Origin of the sequence: Nitrospira moscoviensis (genome assembly GCF_001273775.1) — a bacterium.
GTDB lineage: Bacteria > Nitrospirota > Nitrospiria > Nitrospirales > Nitrospiraceae > Nitrospira_D > Nitrospira_D moscoviensis.
In genome coordinates this window covers 4,182,810-4,199,350 of the sequence record NZ_CP011801.1, presented here as the reverse complement: position 1 = coordinate 4,199,350, position 16,541 = coordinate 4,182,810, and the positions used below count along the sequence as shown (strand labels likewise).

Genomic DNA, 16,541 nt, shown 5'->3' with positions numbered 1-16,541 from the left:
CGCGTGCTGACGATCTATAATACCCTCACCGGAAAAAAAGAACCGTTTCAGTCGCTCGTCCCCGGCACCGTGCGCATGTATGTCTGCGGCGTGACGGTCTACGACTATTGCCACATCGGACATGCGCGGAGCGCGCTCGTCTTCGATGTCATCCGCCGCTATCTCGAGTATTCCGGGTATCGCGTCGAGTTTGCGAAGAACTTCACGGACGTCGACGACAAAATCATCAAGCGGGCGAACGAGCAGGGCGTCTCCTGCGAGACGATCACGACGAAATTCATCCAAGCCTATTATGAAGACATGGGCAAACTGGGCGTCCGGCCGGCGTCGATTGAGCCGAAGGCGACTGACCACATGGCCGACATCATCCGGCTGGCCCACACGTTGGTCGTCAAAGGCATGGCTTATCAGATCGACGGGGACGTGTATTTTGAAGTGGCGAAGTATCCCGACTATGGGCGCCTGTCCAGACGAAAGACGGACGATCTCCAAGCCGGCGCGCGAGTGGAGGTCGACGAGCGCAAGCGTCATCCCATGGACTTTGCGCTCTGGAAGAGCAGCAAGCCCGGCGAGCCGGCCTGGGACAGCCCCTGGGGGCCGGGCCGGCCCGGGTGGCACATCGAATGTTCCGCCATGTCGATCAAGCATCTGGGCGAGACCTTCGATATTCACGGCGGCGGGATGGACCTGATCTTTCCCCACCATGAGAATGAGATCGCGCAGTCCTGCGGCGCCACCGGCAAAGAGTTCGCGCGGTACTGGGTCCATAACGGCTTTGTGCAGATCGATCAGGAAAAGATGTCCAAATCGTTGGGGAACTTCTTTACCATCCGGGAGATTTTTGAGAAATCGGAATGGAGGGAAGAGGTCACCGGCGAGGTTCTGCGGTACTTTTTACTCTCAACGCACTACCATAGCCCTCTAGATTTCTCGAACCAAGCGTTGAAAGAAGCAAAGCAGGCTCTCGATGGGTTCTATGATCTCTTTAATCGGCTATCTGAAAAAGGGGAAGGCCCGCCACAAACGTATGAACAGCTTATGTTTCAAATTCGTTATGCTGGATCAGGTTTCCAACGCGGGATGGACGACGATTTCAATACTCCCGTGGCCATAGCAGAGCTCCAAAGCTTACGCAATGAAGTAAATAAGCTGTTTCCAAAAGGGTTATCTAGAGAAGCAAGATCTGCAGCAAGAGAGGCGTTTCGTTCGCTTGGCAAGGTGCTAGGGCTTTTTCAGCTGGATAAGTGGCAGTTTATGATTTCTCCGGGCACAGGGTCTTTGTCATTCTCAGGCAGTGCAGTGGCGGTAAAAATCACAGATCAACTTTCCGACGACGCAATCGAGGCCTTGCTGAGCCAACGAAGCGACGCCCGCCGCAAGAAAGACTTCAAGAAGGCCGACGACATCAGGAAACAGCTCACTGACCACGGCATCATCATCGAGGACAAGCCGGATGGCACCAGCCGCTGGAAACGGTGAACAAGAGATCCTGTACGGGCTCCATGCAGTGCGGGAGGCGCTTCGGGCCGGCGCCCGGCCGTTGCAGCGGCTGCTGGTCGTCAGGACCGACAAACAGTTTACGGACTTGGTGAAGCTGGCTCGGGCGCAGCATGTTCCCGTGTTGCTTCAGCCGGCGGTTTCGCTCGATCGCCTGGTCCCCGGGGGGAAACACCAAGGGATTGTCGCCTTCGCCGCGGCCGCGGCCTACCAAACCGAAGAGGCGATTTTGGCGCGGGCGGCGAAGCGACGTGAGCCGCCGTTGTTGGTCATCCTCGACGGGGTGGAAGATCCCCACAACGTGGGGGCGGTGCTGCGCACGGCGGAGGCGGCCGGGGTCCACGGAGTGTTCATCCCGGAACGGAGAGCCGCCGGCCTGACCTCCGTCGTCGCGAAGGTCTCGGCCGGCGCGATCGATCACATCGCCGTGGCCCGCGTGACCAATACGTCGCGTCTCCTTGAAAGCTTGAAGGAAGCCGGCGTGTGGATCTATGGACTCGATCCGACGGCGACGAAGTGGTATACCGACATCGACATGCGCGGGCCGGTGGGCTTCGTGTTCGGCGGAGAGGGGAAAGGCTTGAGGCCGGGAGTCCTCCAGCACTGCGATGACCGCATCGGCATTCCAATGAAGGGCCACGTCCGATCGTTGAACGTGTCGGCTTCCGCCGCCGTCGCGTTGTTCGAGGCGGTCCGCCAGCGAGACCTGCCTCCCGCTAAGCCATAGGGATCATTTGATTTTGAGGATGCCGCCCTGGATCGCGGTTTTCAGCAGCTGCGCGGTATTCGATACCCGCATCTTCTTCATCATGTTCGCGCGGTGGGCCTCGACGGTTTTTACACTGATCTTGAGCCGCTGACCGATTTCTTTGTTCTTGAAACCGGCCCAGATCAATTCCAGAATCTCCTGTTCGCGCGAGGTGAGGGACTCCGGTCGTTTGGTGCGCGGAGGAGGCTCAAGGTCCGCCAGAGACTTTCGAACCCGCGGCTTTCCGACTGTCTTGGCCATGATGCTCCGTTCTCCTTTGATCCGCCGTTGACGGGGGTATACTGGAATCAGTGGCGAGAACTTCAATGCCACGCTACGGAATCAATTATAGGGACGGCTCCTCAGGAATGTAAATGCAAGCATTTCGGCCCTAGTATCCTTACTAAGCCTCTGGCGAAGGCCTCCTAGGGAGCCGCCTAGGCCTGCTCTTCTGTGCGATGTCGGGACTGTGACGATGTGGTTCTTATACCTCAGTGTCGGTTTGATGGGGGCCGTCATCGGCAGCTTTCTCAATGTGTGCATCTACCGCCTGCCTCGCCGAGAGTCGGTGGCCTGGCCCGGTTCGCACTGCACCGTCTGCTCCCATCCTATCGCCTGGTACGACAATCTGCCGCTAGTGAGTTATCTTGTCCTGCTGGGCCGGTGCCGACACTGCACGAGCCGGATTTCCTGGCGCTATCCGGCCGTAGAAGCGCTCAATGCGATCGGGTATGTGGCGCTGTTGTGGTTTTTCGGACCAGGTTGGCACACGGTGGCCTATGCGGCATTGTACTCGGCCCTGCTGGTCGTAGCCGGCACGGACCTGTCCCACAAGATCATTCCCAATGCGATCACCTTTCCCGGTATGGCGGTCGGTCTCCTCAGCGCCGCGACTGTCCTGCCGATCGGCTTGACGAATGGGGTAATCGGGCTGGTGGTCGGCGGCGGAATTCTATGGCTGCTCGCCTGGGCCAGCCCCTATTTGTTCGGCAAGGAAGGGATGGGAGGGGGTGACATCAAACTGTTGGGCATGATCGGCGCTTTTCTCGGCTGGAAACCGGCGCTCATGACCATCATGGTCGGCTCGTTTTTGGGATCAGTAGTCGGCCTCACGCTCATCGCAGCCCGGATCATCAAGCGGGAGGACTATATTCCTTTCGGGCCGTTCCTGGTGTGCGGCGCCCTCGTGGCTCTGTTTTTCGGACAATCGATTGTTGACTGGTACCAAGGCTTGTTGACCGGATAAGCCCGGCTCGTTCCCCGGGGCGCTCTCTGTATCCATTTCTTCACGCTCTCGTATCTCCTCGGGCACAACCGTCTCAACGTTCCATCCACCTCTGCGTCCGCTTCTCACACGCCGATCTGTTGCCGTTCCCCCGCGTGTTTATGGGGATTTTGTGGACAGGCCTGCTGCGTAGCTCCTGTCATTATGTGGAGGCACGGCTTTTGATGTAGCGCTATCCCGCTGGTCGAGTGAAGCGAAATGAGAAAGGTCCCCATGGAGCAGGACGGAAAAACAATGATGGAAATCATGGTGGTGGTGGCCATCATCGGCATGCTTACCGGAATGGCCGGACCGCATTTTTTGCCGTTGCAGTCCCGCACCGAGCTCCAATGTGTCACCGAGGAGATTGCGTCGGAGCTGCGCCTTGCACGGCAACTGGCGATCGCGTCGCGTGATCGTGTCCGCCTGGTATTCGATCAAGAGCGGCGGTTCATCTCCGCTGAATTGACGAGCCAAACGAGGCCGCCCCGCCTGTATCGCTACGAGGGCAAAGGTGTGGAGATTGCGGAGCCGACTGCGGGGCCGGAGATCCTGTTCCACCCCAGCGGCCGCTCCGCCACGGCGACGACCATTGAGGTTCGCAACCATGCGGGTCATGTGCGTAAGTTGACGGTGAGTCTCACCGGACGGGTCTCGATCCTATGAAGCCGGCATCCATGGAAGGATTCAGCCTTGTCGAGGTCATGATAGCGATGGTGATTACCGGAGTCGTGCTCTTGGGCACGATGAGCGCGGTAGAAGTAGGGTCCCGACACATCACTCAAGGGGGCCTCAGCACGAGAGCCCTGGCCCTCGCGCAAGCCAGGTTGGAAGCTAAACGCTCCGTCCGGTGGCAGTCACTGCTGGAGGACGATCTCGATCATGACGGAGTCCCGGAGGTCCTGATGACAGACAATGGTGACGGGCTGTATTCCGCCATGCGCGAGCAGAACGGCGTGACTCTCGTGTGGACTCTCCAAGCTGACCGCGGTGGCCCGCTCAGCGCCGCGGCCCTCGTGAAGATTGAAGCCGTGGCTTCCTACGCCGCCCCGAGCGGGCAGAAGACCGTTCGCTTGGCGACGCTGCGGGCCAACCCCTCCTATGTGGGGCCGCGATGACGACGCAGGATATCATACCGGCCCGGATCACCGATGCGCGCGGCTTCTGTTTGACGGAACTGCTGGTGAGCCTGACCGCGGGAGCCATCGTGCTGGCCGCGACATGGGACACGTTTACCATGCTCAATGCCCATGCCAATCGGCAGTATCGCGCCGTTGCCGGGCAACAAGAGCTTCGCCTGGGGCTGGAGGTATTTGAGCAGGAGGCTCGCCTGGCCGCGGCTGAATCGCTTGTAAACATCGCGTCCGATGAATTGTCGTTCTCTGCGAACGTCAGCGGCCTCCACACCACGACGACGAGCGTCGTGCTGGTGGGGCAGTCTACGCTTCCCGTGCAAGACGGCAGGGGCTGGGGTGCCGGGAAGTCTGTGACGGTCTGCGGAGCGCAGCGATGCGAGCTCCATCGGCTGGCTCGGACCGGCCAGCGATCGCAGCTGTCGCTTGTCGAGCCGCTGGGGCTCACCATGCCGGCCGGGGCCTCCGTGGAAGTGACGAATCGGGTGTCCTATTACTCGAAGCGCGAAGAAGACGGGACCCTGCGGCTGATGCGTATGGTCGATGGTGGGGCGAGCACGCTCATCGAAGACCTTCGGGCGATGGAGTTTTCCTATTGGGACAAGCGAGGGCATGCGGCGCAGTCTCCCTCGGAAGTGAGCCGCGTCATCATCGCGATTATACTACCCCGCTCGACGACGAAGGTCATTCGAGAGGTCAGCCTGCGATCGTAGGCGCGGGGCACGGCAAAGGAGGAGACAGGGCTATGAGGGACCGAAGCAATGAACAAGGGGTGGCGCTTCTCGGCGCGCTGATGATTATGCTGATCCTGGCTCTGCTGGGGGCGACGCTTCTGAACCTCGCGGGCCAGGAGTCCGTAAGCGCCGCGGCCGGGAGAGACGCCGCCGTCGCCCAGCAACTTGCGGATGCCGCAGCCGACGCGGTGGTCGGCTGGTTTCACGGCAATCAACCGGCCTCTCCGGCAGTCGCGACGGTGATGGCGAAACGGAACCGCAACGCGGGCGGAGCGGCCTCGTTTTTTGACCCAGCCGGTCGCTCGCAGTTCGTCGGGACCGCGGACCATCCGGATCTTGCCTTCGACGAAAGCCAGTTCACCGGACTCGCGAGCGGCTTTTTCGCCTCGCTGGACGATCTGGGGAGCGTCAAAGAACTGAAAGTGTATGGGCCGTCCAGGCCGGGACTTCTCGCCACAGTGGATGCCACGGTGACGGTCAAGGGCAGCCGTTCCCTCCAATCTATACGGCTCCAACTCGGCGCGCTCGACGTCCCTCCGTTACGGGCCGCGATCCAAGTGGGGCGGGATCTCGGCTTTCAGCAAGCCGGCGAGGAATCTGCCGTTGCCGTCCATTGGGGAGATCTCAAGGTAAACGGAAGGCTCGTCCTCACCACAGGCAATGAGATTCCGACCAAGACATTGCTGGCACCGGTGAGCGGTCGTCCCTATGACGAAACCGCGCGCGAAGATCGCTGGATGGAGGCTTGGATCGGAGAGGACCTTCATCTCACGCATCCATCTTCAAATCCACAGGCCCAGCTTCCGCCCAATACACACCTGAAACAAAATCCTCTCCCAGGAGTGCACATGGATCTATGGCCGTACGAAGAACTCAAGCGGATTGCCAAGCGGCATGGGAGCTATTTTGCCATCGATCGGGAAGGCCTCTTGTACCCGAAGGGGATCATTATTCCAGGCCACGGCGTGGCTCAAGATGACGTGTTTCGCTCTCAGTCGGTCGGTGATCATCGCGGGCTGATCTTCATCGATACGCTGGATCAAACAGCTCCCCGCGCCGATAACATGGGCACCGTCACGATACGCGCTCCGTATTTGGAGGCAGCGGTCGTCGTCCAGGGTCATGTGGTGTTGGCACCGACGGCAGCAGGCCAGAGTCTGTCGGTGCTCAGCCCGCCCCAACAGTCTCAGGACGGCGCCATGATCAGAGTGCCGGTCCAGCTGTCCGGCATACAGATGAACGGTCTAGTGTACGCCGCAGGCAATATCACCGTCTCTGGTAAGGTCCGGCTGTTCGGAGCGGTGACGACAGAGGGGACGATTACCTCTGGCGGAACGGGAAGCTCGCTGGAGGTTTGGTACAACCACGATTACGGGCAAGGTCTGTATAAGGGCCTGCCAGTGGTGTATCCGGCGCCCGGCACGTGGATGGCTCGGTATTGAGTTCCAATCTACCAGGAGGATCAGCATGACGGGATTGAGCGGCATCGAAGAGCAACACGAGCTGAGCCGGAGCCCGCACCGGTCCAAGCTCCATCGCGAGCATATGAGGCTCAATCGTCTCGTGCTGAAGGGCCTTGTCAGCCGGATGGATCTCGAAGCAGCGGCGGTGGAGGCCTCGTCCTGCCAAAGAGACATCGAGAGCATCTTGCTGAACCAGTACCACGTGCCGAAGGCCGAATTAGGGGCCGCGCTCAGCGAACACTACGGCTATCCGTACATTCCGTATCATGAGCGAACCGTCACGGATCCAGCGCTACTGAAAAATCTGAGCCTCGATTATTTCAGAAGAAACGCCTGGATGCCGTTAAGACGCGAAGGAGATGGCATCCATGTTGTGATGAACGATCCGCATGACGTCGAAAAACAATCGGACATCCGGCGGGCGTTCCCCGGCAGCGTCATTCGAATGGGGATCGCCCTGCGGTGCGACATCGATCAGTTTCTCACCGCGGCGACTCGGCAGCTCAAAACCGGCTCGATCGCGGCGATCATCGGCGAGTTGGTTACCGAGGCCGCGTTGGAGCGGGCCGGCGAGGCGGAAGCCTCCCACATCGACGAGAACGACTCGGCCATCGTGCGGCTGGCCAGCCAAATCATCGCCGACGCGCACCGCCTCGGCGCCTCTGATGTGCACATTGAACCCTACTCCGGGCGGAAAGAGACAGCCGTGCGGTTTCGGATAGATGGCTCCTGTTCAACGTACATGAAAATCCCCGCGGCCTATCGCCGCGCCATCGTCTCGCGCATCAAGATCATGGCCCACCTGGATATTGCCGAGCGCCGGAAGCCCCAGGACGGAAAGATCCGCTATACGCTGCCGGAGGGGGAGGAAATCGAGCTGCGGGTAGCTACCCTGCCGACGGCCGGCGCGAACGAGGACGTGGTGATGCGATTGCTCACCAACAAGGGCGGCATGATATTGGACGACATGGATTTCTCACCCGGAGTCCTGGACACAATCAAGGCGCTGGCAGAGAAACCATATGGAATGATCTTGTGCGTCGGGCCGACCGGTTCCGGCAAGACCACCACCTTGCATGCCATGCTGAAGCACATCAATACGGACGAACGAAAGATCTGGACAGCAGAAGATCCGATCGAAATTACCCAAGAGGGGCTCCGACAAGTCCAAGTCCATCCGAAAATCGGTTTGACTTTTGCCGCTGCGATGCGGTCCTTCCTCCGCGCGGACCCGGATGTCATCATGATCGGCGAGATGCGGGACAAGGAGACCGCCGACGTCGCCATCGAAGCTTCCCTCACGGGCCATCTCGTGATGAGCACCCTCCATACGAACAGTGCGGTGGAAACCGTGACGCGACTCCTTGATATGGGTTGCGACTCCTTCAATTTCGCCGACGCGATGCTCGGCGTCCTCGCGCAGCGCCTCTGCAAGCGCATCTGCGAACATTGCAAAGAAGCCTATCATCCCACACGCCAGGAATATGAGGAGTTAATGCAAGGCTATGGAGTGCAAGACTGGGACGGGCTTGGTATCAGTTACACAGCAGACTTCATGCTTTATCGCGGATGCGGTTGCGATGCTTGTAATAACACCGGATTCAAGGGCCGCGTGGCTATTCATGAACTTTTGGCCGGAACGGAAGAGATCAAGAACTTCATTCAATCCAAAGCCCGAACGGCCGAGACTCTGGAGTTAGCGAGGCGTCAAGGAATGGTCACTTTAGTGCAGGACGGCATTCAGAAAGTGCTTCAAGGTCTCACCACCTATCGACAAGTGCGAGCCGTGGCGATGAAATAATGATGATTAAGAGGCTGCTTTAACGAACCCCGACCCAGTCAATTCATCTTCCATCGGTTTCTCACCTGAACAAAACCGCACACCGAGCACGCCGAAATTTGTCGTCTGTTCCAACGAAAAATGGCCGAGTCACCTTACGTCTACCGTCACGCTAAGTCCGTTAATTCAAGAGCTTAGAAAGCTATTCGCGCTTGAAGTCAGCGGCATGTCCCTTGCTCGGTTAGGCACCGCCATGCTGCACTCCACCTCTAGAAAGCATCGATTTCTTTCTGAAGAAGAGGGCTTCACCCTTATTGAAATCGCTATTGTCACGGCAATTATAGGCATCGCCGCTGCCCTGGCAGCCCCGAATCTCACGGCGATGTATGCCCGCCATGAGCTCTTTCAGACGACGACGGAACTCTATAATCGATTCGTGTTCGCTCGATCGGCAGCAATTAGCCGAAATGCAATGGTAGTTGCGACGCCCACAAGTCTTGGCGGCGGGCAATGGCAAATGCAGTTCAATGTGCCGCAGCTGGGCGGCCAGATATTGCCGCTGACCGTGCAGCTGGTGCAGCCGCTTCCTGCTGCCCCTGTCGTTCCCTTGCCGTCTCCAGGTCAGCCGATCGGGTTTACACCGAGAGGCTTAAGCACCACGCCTCTTGCCGTCCAGACGCTCCGACTCCAGAGTACGAGAGTTCCAAATCTGATCTATACGATTTCACTCGCTCCGTCCGGCAAAGTGACATGGTGCACACGGGATATCGTCCCCTGTGTGGTCAGCGGGTAGACGGAGCGGCTATGAGGTCAAGATGAGGCTTGAGAACGACAAAGGCTTCACGCTTATGGAAGTGATGGTGTCCGCCACTGTCTTGGCGGTGGGAGTGCTGGGAATGGCCGCCATGCAAGGAATGTCTTTTACCAAGAACGTGGATGCTAACGATCTCTCGATCGTAACCAATGTCGCTTCCGACATGATGGAGCGCATCCAGAATAACCGGCGTTATGCTTGGGCATACAACAATCTTCAGACAGCCGGAGCCGGGAACTGTCTGGCAGGGGGAATGCCCGCTCCGCCCCCACCATCTCCCTTTCCATGGAAAACGTTATCGACCGCGACGACGCGCGCGGTTCAGGGAGATTGCACGCAGTGGAGAACACTGGTGAACGCCACAAATCTGTTGAACGTGCAGGGCGTCGTGCAAGTCACTCCCGTCCTTCCGATTTCATCGACGTCGGCTGCCGTCCAAGTAAATGTGCAAATCCAGTGGAACGACCGTAGCGCGGGGCAACGCCTTAGAACCGTGGCGTTCCAAACCCAAATTGTTCCCGAGTAGAAAGATTCCGCCAAGTCATGCAGCAACTGAGGGAACCATGATCCAGTCCCGGAATCGTCAAAGTACTGAAGAGAGCGGATTTACCTTAACGGAGGTGATGGTTGCGGCTGCCATGTCTACGGCCATCCTCGCAGCCGGATTTGGAGCGTTGACCATCAGTCAGAAGACGACACGAGCGTCGGGACAAGTGAGCAACACTCAAGCGACGGCAAGAAACGCCCTCGATATGCTCGCCGCCGACATCAAGCTTGCCGGATTCGGTATGCAAGGGCTGATGGGTGGCGCTGTGGGAGGATGTCACGTCAATGGGACTCCGGCCGCCATTGTGCCGGGGGATAATAATCCGCTCGGCGCCGATTTTGGGCCGGACACCATTTCTCTTGTTGTGCCAATGACGAACTCGATCACCGCCGCCGGTGCGCTCTGGCAGGTCGCTGCGGGTGCTGCGGGCGTCATAGGTGGAACGAACAACCCCATCGTAGCGGTCCCGATGCCGGCCAACGCAACTACAGCGATGGGAAATGCCATTCCAGGCGGTGCAGCGGCGTTGCCGGGGATGACAGTGTCGCTCGCCGGCGCGGCCGGTTCTACAATCGCTGGTGTGAACGCCGGCGGGCTTAATTTGAATCCTCCAATACCGGCTCCGACTCAGTTCGGCAATGGGACGCAAGTGTATCTTGTGCAGTGCATCACTTATCAAGTTATTCCTCCCCCTGACGCGCTCGGCATCTGCCAAGGCAACGCACCATGCCTGGTTCGTGGGGCGGTTCCCGTCGCGCTCGTCGGCCCTGGTGGTCCTCCAAACTGTAATCAAGCAGGGGCGAACTGCACGCCGATCATGGACGGGGTTGAGGACCTCCAACTTGCCTATGCCTGCGATGGGTGCGATCCACGAGTGAACACGGGAACTCCGGACGGGCAAGTAGACGATCTCAATCTGTCCAACATGTTTGATCAAGGAGATTTTATTACGGACCGGAACTGGTTTGGAACGGCCGGACCCTATGGAACCTACATGACTCCGAATACGATCAGAATGGTGCAGATCAATATCGTTGCCCGTCAAACAAGGACTGATCAGGGCATGGGCGAAGCGAACCAAGTGATGCTCAATACAACGACGATCCCAACGATCAGCGATCACAATCACGCCACCGGAGTGTTTGCGCTCGGCGACAACACCTCTGCGGCCCAGCAGCAAGCGTATATGCAATTCCGCCGGCGCATCCTCACACGGACAGTGGAGCTTCGAAACCAAAGGTAAACACTTATGCTGCCCATCTATTTATTCATCGAATCGCTACGCATCGTGGCCGATGAACGGGGTGTTTCTTTTATGGCGGTCATGATCATGACGCTCATGACCGGCGTTCTAGGAGTAGCCGCGTTAACTATGACCGGGCTGGAAAACTCCATGGCAGGCGCTGTCCGTATGGTGGAAGAGGGAACCCATGCTGCCGAGTCTTGCGTCGGCACGGCCGTCCGAGTCATCAACATGGCTCTAGATGACACCTCAATGCCGGCGGCACTCGTCTCTCCGTTGGGACCTGTGCCGGCAGCAAACGCAGCTTTTCTCAGCCAGGAAATCAACGGCACGCTGAGAAATAATCCCGACGTGGCCGTTGGCGCCGGTAATTCGCCGAATCTGACCATGAACGTGAATAACTATGTTATTAACGGTGACATTGACTTTCTATATTCCAAACTCCGAACAGGCGACAACGCGGCAGGGCAGTCAGGTGATGAGCAACCATCATTCGATCAGTTCTATCGCGTGGATTGCACGGCGGCCAATGCTGCGACAGGCGCGACGAGTCGTGTGATCGTCACGTTTGATTGTTTGCAGAAGACCGGTGAAGGGTGCACAAAGAGAAGCGGAGTCTAAGAAATGAAAACAAGGCTCATGGCTGTAGTGATCGTCAGTCTCACCTTGATGTCCACCCCATGCTGGGCGGATGGTGATCAACAAGTCGCCGTAATAGCCAACCGCGATGGAAAGATTACCGCCATCTATGAGACCTCCTTCCAGATCGATCATAAGACGTACAGCCTGACTCCGGACGCCGTGATTCTCGATCGGCACGGAGACCCCCTGACGACCAGCGATTTTAGAGTCGATATCGAAGTCAAATACCATCTTCTCAAGGGAACGGCAGACAAGATCGATCAGATTGTCTTGTATCTGCCGCTCTAGAGGTCGGTTGGATGGTAAGTCCGGACACTTTAGGGAACAGGGATTGAGGGAGGGTGCCATGAAACGCCGGAACACTGCACTTCGTGGAGCCGTCATACTGTCGCTAATTGCGGGATGGGCATGGCCTGCGGCGACGGCCACGGCTCAGACGATGGATCAATATTATGCAGTGCCCCCGTTTGTCAGCGATCAGGTCATGCCGAATATCATACTAGTCCTGGACAATTCCGGAAGTATGAGCGGCTTGGCCTGTGACTTGTCCAATCCCGCAGACGGGGATTGTAGGGATGCCGGTGATAGGCCGTTCTCCAACACGTTTAACTTCACAGGGTACTTCGATTCGTTGCAGTGCTACACCTATGATACGACGGACGCCCGGTTCGAACCGGGGACGGTCAAAGCCTCGTTGGCGACGGCCTGTCCTGATACTGAATGGGACGGAAATTTTCTCAACTTCGCGACGTTCCGCCGGTTCGATGCGCTGAAGAAAGCGATGATTGGTGGTGACTGTTTTATGGCAAGGGCTGCGGATGGAACATGCCCGGCGTATGGAACGCCGGCGTTGAAGACCGTCCGGGCGCAAGCTAACGGCGTGAATACTGAACTCTCCGATGTCGACTACGCCGGAGGAGCCGGTGCAACCACATATGTTGGGCGCATCCCATTGGCCGACAGAAGCGGGAATCCAGCTACTCTTTATGTCGGTGTGGCAGGCGCATACTTCTGTATCGACAACGATAGTACTTTTAACTCTAATTGTGGAGATGGGTACAGCATCAGAAGGTACGAACTTAAGATCGGATATAGTACCGAGCCTACTGGCGTCATTCAGCAGATCGGCGCTCAAGCGCGGTTCGGATTATTTGAATTCAAACCGACCGGCGATGGAGCCAGGATGTTGGTCGGCGTCGGATCTCGTCAGACAATTGACTTCTCTGGATCGGGAGTGGAGACGTTCAATACGAATATGGCCGCCATGGTGGATGCGGTCCAAGAATCGTTCCCCTCCACATGGACGCCTCTGTCTGAATCAATCTATGAAACCGTCCGCTATGTGGCGCAAATCAATTCGACTTATCTTTCAACAGCCTATGTATATCCCATTGCTTACGCCGGTGGGAACTCCAATGGTGTTGCATTTCAAGGAACGGGCGTGGGATCAATCGGCCCATCTGAAATCTCAGCTCTCACGTCTCCAGAGGTCTGCCCAGCGGGCTACATTGCCAACGCTTGCGGCCGCGACCCCTTCTTTTTCGGAAGCAACCATACTCCCGCCTGGGCTTCGACATCCACTCAGGTGAGTTGCTGCAAGACTTTCGTGATTCTCGTGACAGATGGCGAGCCGACCCAAGATACTAACATCCCGGCTTCACTCCAGGATTATGCGCATGGTCTGCACGGGATTCACTGTACGGGCGCTGACACCAGTAGTCCCACCGCGGCAATCGATACAACATGCAATGCGCATCAATCCACGACCGCTCAGTATCTCTTGGGGGAGCACAAAACCGATTATCCTAGCTTCGGGAATCATTACTTGGATGATGTCGCCTACTGGGCCCATATCAATGACCTCCGGCCTTGTAACGGCAGCGCCGATGGGACGATTGCCGTGCTGAATGTCGCTGGTCACTGTTTGCCGGGCCTCCAAAACATCACCTTCTACACGTTCTATGCCTTTGGAAATATCGCGGCGCGCGAAATCTTGATGCACACAGCGCAGCTCGGCGGCTTCGAGGATACAAACGGAAACAATATTCCGGATCTTGTATCGGAGTGGGACAAGGTCATCAACGCGACAGGTGCTCCTGGAACAGACGGGATTCCTGACAATTATTTCGAATCGTCAAATGTGGATGATTTACAGGAACGCTTGATGGCAACCATTACCGCAATTTTGAGAAAAAGCGCCTCTGGTACCTCTATCTCGGTCTTGGCTACATCGTCCACCGGTGAAGGCTCTATCTATCAGGCCTATTTCTTCACGAGTGATGTGGGTCAGAATGGAGCGAACGTCAAATGGTCAGGTTACACGCATGCCCTGTTCGTCGACTCGTTCGGCAACTTTCGCGAAGATACCGTTCAAGACGGAGTGCTCGATTATAAGCAAGATCTCATCGTCACGAGCCGATACGATAACAACCCGTTAAGTCCTACCTATCAAAAAGTACTAGTGGATAAGTTTGTAGATTTGGATGGAGATGGATTGGCGGACAGCACGACTCCCATTGTGACCGGTGACCTCAAATCCATCAAACCGATATGGGAAGCGGGAAAGGAGCTGGCGCTCACGAACTGGAGTGCTCGCAAGGTGCTCACTTGGGTCGACACGGATAATGACGGGGTGGTGGATCCGGGCGAGCAGATGGACTTCAGCACCGCGAACTGCGCAAGTCTTCGGGAGTATCTCCGTTATGCTGGAGATACCTGCTCAGGAGGGTCGAACGCCTCCAACCTTATCGAATTCATTCTTGGGCGAGAAGTGTCGGGCATGCGGACGAGAATGCTCGAGGTTCCGATTGGCAGTGGGTCGTACAGTGTTTGGAAATTGGGTGACCCGATCCATTCAACTCCAACAATCGTGGCGGCACCCAAAGCTCGGTATGATCTCTTGTATGGAGATCCGACGTATACGACTTTCTATCAGCAATACCGAACGAGGCGCCAGGTTGTGTATGTTGGCGCCAATGACGGAATGCTGCACGCTTTTAATGGGGGTTATTACCACAAAGGCGATAACCCCACTACCCCGGCGGTAGTTGAGCATGGGTGGTACACCAAGAATCCGACTGACAATTCGAGCGGGCCAAACCTGGGAGCGGAATTGTGGTCGTTTATCCCTTATCAGCTATTGCCGCAACTGCAATGGTTGGCGAGGACCGACTACACGCACGTGTATTATGTGGATCTCAAGCCGACCGTCACCGAAGCAAGAATTTTCACGCCGGATGCCGATCATCCAGGTGGATGGGGAACTATTCTGATAGGGGGATTCCGTATGGGAGGGAGCTGCGGACAATGTGCAGCCGGCTCGGGTGCGCCGCCCATGACGGTCACGATCGGCGGAACTCCGAGGACGTTCTACAGCGCATATTTCGTGCTCGACGTCACCAACCCGGAAGTTAGTCCGAAGTTGCTGTGGACATTCTCCGACAGCGGGTTAGGCCTGACGACATCGTATCCGGCCGTCGCGCGAATGAATCCAACGAGTGATGCCACCATCGATCCGACTAACGAAAAGTGGTACGTGATTTTCGGTTCGGGTCCGAATGGTTATCAGGCTGATCTGCCGTCGTCTCCTTCACAGACGGCGAAGTTGTACGCGGTGGATCTTAAGAATGGACCGATTGCCGCGGTGGGCGGCAGCGTGACCACGATGCCGATCGGATCATGGCGATCGTTTATGGGGCATGTCGTAGCTGTTGACAAAGATTTGGATTGGCGGACCGATGTGGCCTACGCCGCAAGAACGATTCATGACGGATCGTTACCGTGGCGCGGGAAGCTCTATCGTCTCAAGATGAGTTGTACGGCGGCGCCTTGTTCTCCGACGACGTGGGGAATCGCGAGTGGTGGCAATCGCACTCCGACCGAAGTCATCGACAACTTTTATGATGCCTCAAGCGGAACGACCGTGGAGGTTGGACCGTCAGCCGCCGCACCGGCTGTCACGATCGACGATGCGAATATGGTATGGGTGTTTTTTGGAACTGGACGATATTTCGGCAATACTGACAAAGTCGATAACAATATTCAGAGACTGTATGGCATAAAAGATTCGGTCGTGAATGGGTCGTGCTCGGAGACGAGCACGACCAGTTGCTGGGACAGTGATCTGGTAGATGTAACAAACGCGGTCATCTGCCTGGTCTGCAGCGGCAGCACGACCCAGGTGACCGATCCGACAAATCCTGGGGTAACAACCTTCAATGGGACCGGAACCACCTCAATGGTCGGCCTAGTGCAGAGTAAAGACGGCTGGCGTGTGACCTTGCCGGGCCCTGTCACCATAGCTGGAGTGAACTATGCATCAGAAAGGTCCGTGGTCAATCCAACGCTGATCGCGGGGACCATCTTTTTCCCAACTTTCTCGCCGACCAACAATTTTTGTGCGTCAGATGGCAATAGCTATCTATACGCCTTGTTCTATAAGACCGGCACAGCTTCTACGGTTCCTGTTATCGGCACGACCGCATCCGGCGCGAATACTAATGTGACGACAAAAATAGATCTAGGAGTAGGTTTAGCATCGGCTGGGACCATGCATCTTGGCGAGCAAGCAACTTACAACAATCAAGGCAGTACAGGCGCCGCTATACAGACGGACACGACCTTAACCGGGTATTACAGCCGGTTTGTCAGTTGGGTTCATCAGCGAGATTAAGGAT

The 16,541-nt window shown here is 57.1% G+C and carries 15 protein-coding genes; 14 read left to right on the top strand and 1 reads right to left on the bottom strand.

Annotated features, from left to right (window positions below; genetic code table 11):
* Positions 1-3 precede the first annotated feature (3 nt).
* Together cysS and rlmB are read left to right on the top strand one after the other, a co-directional pair.
* Positions 4-1,479 carry a cysteine--tRNA ligase gene (cysS, locus tag NITMOv2_RS20485; protein ID WP_083448260.1) on the top strand — a complete coding sequence of 492 codons (1,476 nt, stop codon included), beginning with the start codon at positions 4-6 and terminating at the stop codon, positions 1,477-1,479.
* Positions 1,454-2,224, top strand: a complete 771-nt coding sequence (gene rlmB, locus NITMOv2_RS20480) for a 23S rRNA (guanosine(2251)-2'-O)-methyltransferase RlmB (protein WP_238590408.1) — start codon at positions 1,454-1,456, stop codon at positions 2,222-2,224. Before cysS ends, rlmB begins: the two co-directional genes overlap by 26 nt.
* Before the next feature lie 3 nt (positions 2,225-2,227).
* Here rlmB and NITMOv2_RS20475 read toward each other — a convergent pair whose 3' ends face one another.
* Positions 2,228-2,506, bottom strand: a complete 279-nt coding sequence (locus tag NITMOv2_RS20475) for a response regulator transcription factor (protein WP_053381625.1) — start codon at positions 2,504-2,506, stop codon at positions 2,228-2,230.
* A 214-nt stretch (positions 2,507-2,720) separates the two neighbouring features.
* On the opposite strand from NITMOv2_RS20475, the gene NITMOv2_RS20470 reads away from it, so the two are divergent.
* The 12 genes from NITMOv2_RS20470 (at position 2,721) to NITMOv2_RS20415 (ending at position 16,537) form a co-directional block, all read left to right on the top strand.
* A complete protein-coding gene (locus NITMOv2_RS20470) occupies positions 2,721-3,491 on the top strand; it encodes a prepilin peptidase (RefSeq protein WP_053381624.1) in 771 nt (256 codons plus the stop codon).
* 237 nt (positions 3,492-3,728) lie between these two features.
* Positions 3,729-4,175, top strand: a complete 447-nt coding sequence (locus tag NITMOv2_RS20465; protein WP_083448259.1) for a GspH/FimT family pseudopilin — start codon at positions 3,729-3,731, stop codon at positions 4,173-4,175.
* Positions 4,176-4,186: 11 nt separating this feature from the next.
* Positions 4,187-4,627: a type IV pilus modification PilV family protein gene (locus tag NITMOv2_RS20460; protein ID WP_053381622.1), complete on the top strand. Its 441-nt coding sequence runs from the start codon at positions 4,187-4,189 to the stop codon at positions 4,625-4,627.
* Positions 4,624-5,355, top strand: coding sequence for a PulJ/GspJ family protein (locus NITMOv2_RS20455; protein WP_053381621.1), 732 nt, complete (start codon positions 4,624-4,626; stop codon positions 5,353-5,355). The genes NITMOv2_RS20460 and NITMOv2_RS20455 overlap by 4 nt, the downstream gene beginning before the upstream one ends.
* Positions 5,356-5,387: 32 nt before the next feature.
* Positions 5,388-6,818 carry a hypothetical protein gene (locus NITMOv2_RS20450; RefSeq protein WP_053381620.1) on the top strand — a complete coding sequence of 477 codons (1,431 nt, stop codon included), beginning with the start codon at positions 5,388-5,390 and terminating at the stop codon, positions 6,816-6,818.
* Positions 6,819-6,843: 25 nt separating this feature from the next.
* Entirely contained in the window at positions 6,844-8,640 is a 1,797-nt protein-coding gene (locus tag NITMOv2_RS20445) for a GspE/PulE family protein (RefSeq protein ID WP_053381619.1), read from the top strand.
* A 232-nt stretch (positions 8,641-8,872) separates the two neighbouring features.
* The gene (locus NITMOv2_RS20440) at positions 8,873-9,412 is read left to right on the top strand and encodes a GspH/FimT family pseudopilin (protein ID WP_187299455.1); all 540 of its coding nucleotides are present in this window, start codon (positions 8,873-8,875) and stop codon (positions 9,410-9,412) included.
* A gap of 22 nt (positions 9,413-9,434) precedes the next feature.
* Positions 9,435-9,959: a type IV pilus modification protein PilV gene (gene pilV / locus NITMOv2_RS20435; protein ID WP_053381617.1), complete on the top strand. Its 525-nt coding sequence runs from the start codon at positions 9,435-9,437 to the stop codon at positions 9,957-9,959.
* A 37-nt stretch (positions 9,960-9,996) separates the two neighbouring features.
* On the top strand, positions 9,997-11,223 hold the full coding sequence (locus tag NITMOv2_RS20430; RefSeq protein ID WP_053381616.1) for a PilW family protein: 1,227 nt from the start codon (positions 9,997-9,999) through the stop codon (positions 11,221-11,223).
* Between the two features lie 6 nt (positions 11,224-11,229).
* Positions 11,230-11,844 (top strand): hypothetical protein, encoded by a 615-nt coding sequence (locus tag NITMOv2_RS20425; RefSeq protein WP_053381615.1) that lies wholly within the window; start codon positions 11,230-11,232, stop codon positions 11,842-11,844.
* 18 nt (positions 11,845-11,862) lie between these two features.
* Positions 11,863-12,153 carry a hypothetical protein gene (locus tag NITMOv2_RS20420; protein WP_145976456.1) on the top strand — a complete coding sequence of 97 codons (291 nt, stop codon included), beginning with the start codon at positions 11,863-11,865 and terminating at the stop codon, positions 12,151-12,153.
* A gap of 58 nt (positions 12,154-12,211) precedes the next feature.
* Positions 12,212-16,537 carry a pilus assembly protein gene (locus NITMOv2_RS20415; protein WP_053381613.1) on the top strand — a complete coding sequence of 1,442 codons (4,326 nt, stop codon included), beginning with the start codon at positions 12,212-12,214 and terminating at the stop codon, positions 16,535-16,537.
* Positions 16,538-16,541: the final 4 nt, after the last annotated feature.

Bases quoted from the DNA above. Each gene is read 5' to 3' on its own strand.
- NITMOv2_RS20460 (WP_053381622.1), top strand. From the start codon at position 4,187: ATGGAAGGATTCAGCCTTGTCGAGGTCATGATAGCGATGGTGATTACC.
- NITMOv2_RS20465 (WP_083448259.1), top strand. From the start codon at position 3,729: ATGAGAAAGGTCCCCATGGAGCAGGACGGAAAAACAATGATGGAAATC.
- NITMOv2_RS20440 (WP_187299455.1), top strand. From the start codon at position 8,873: ATGCTGCACTCCACCTCTAGAAAGCATCGATTTCTTTCTGAAGAAGAG.
- NITMOv2_RS20445 (WP_053381619.1), top strand. From the start codon at position 6,844: ATGACGGGATTGAGCGGCATCGAAGAGCAACACGAGCTGAGCCGGAGC.
- NITMOv2_RS20420 (WP_145976456.1), top strand. From the start codon at position 11,863: ATGGCTGTAGTGATCGTCAGTCTCACCTTGATGTCCACCCCATGCTGG.
- NITMOv2_RS20425 (WP_053381615.1), top strand. From the start codon at position 11,230: ATGCTGCCCATCTATTTATTCATCGAATCGCTACGCATCGTGGCCGAT.
- NITMOv2_RS20455 (WP_053381621.1), top strand. From the start codon at position 4,624: ATGACGACGCAGGATATCATACCGGCCCGGATCACCGATGCGCGCGGC.
- NITMOv2_RS20475 (WP_053381625.1), bottom strand. From the start codon at position 2,506: ATGGCCAAGACAGTCGGAAAGCCGCGGGTTCGAAAGTCTCTGGCGGAC.
- rlmB (WP_238590408.1), top strand. From the start codon at position 1,454: ATGGCACCAGCCGCTGGAAACGGTGAACAAGAGATCCTGTACGGGCTC.
- pilV (WP_053381617.1), top strand. From the start codon at position 9,435: ATGAGGCTTGAGAACGACAAAGGCTTCACGCTTATGGAAGTGATGGTG.
- NITMOv2_RS20415 (WP_053381613.1), top strand. From the start codon at position 12,212: ATGAAACGCCGGAACACTGCACTTCGTGGAGCCGTCATACTGTCGCTA.
- NITMOv2_RS20470 (WP_053381624.1), top strand. From the start codon at position 2,721: ATGTGGTTCTTATACCTCAGTGTCGGTTTGATGGGGGCCGTCATCGGC.
- NITMOv2_RS20430 (WP_053381616.1), top strand. From the start codon at position 9,997: ATGATCCAGTCCCGGAATCGTCAAAGTACTGAAGAGAGCGGATTTACC.
- NITMOv2_RS20450 (WP_053381620.1), top strand. From the start codon at position 5,388: ATGAGGGACCGAAGCAATGAACAAGGGGTGGCGCTTCTCGGCGCGCTG.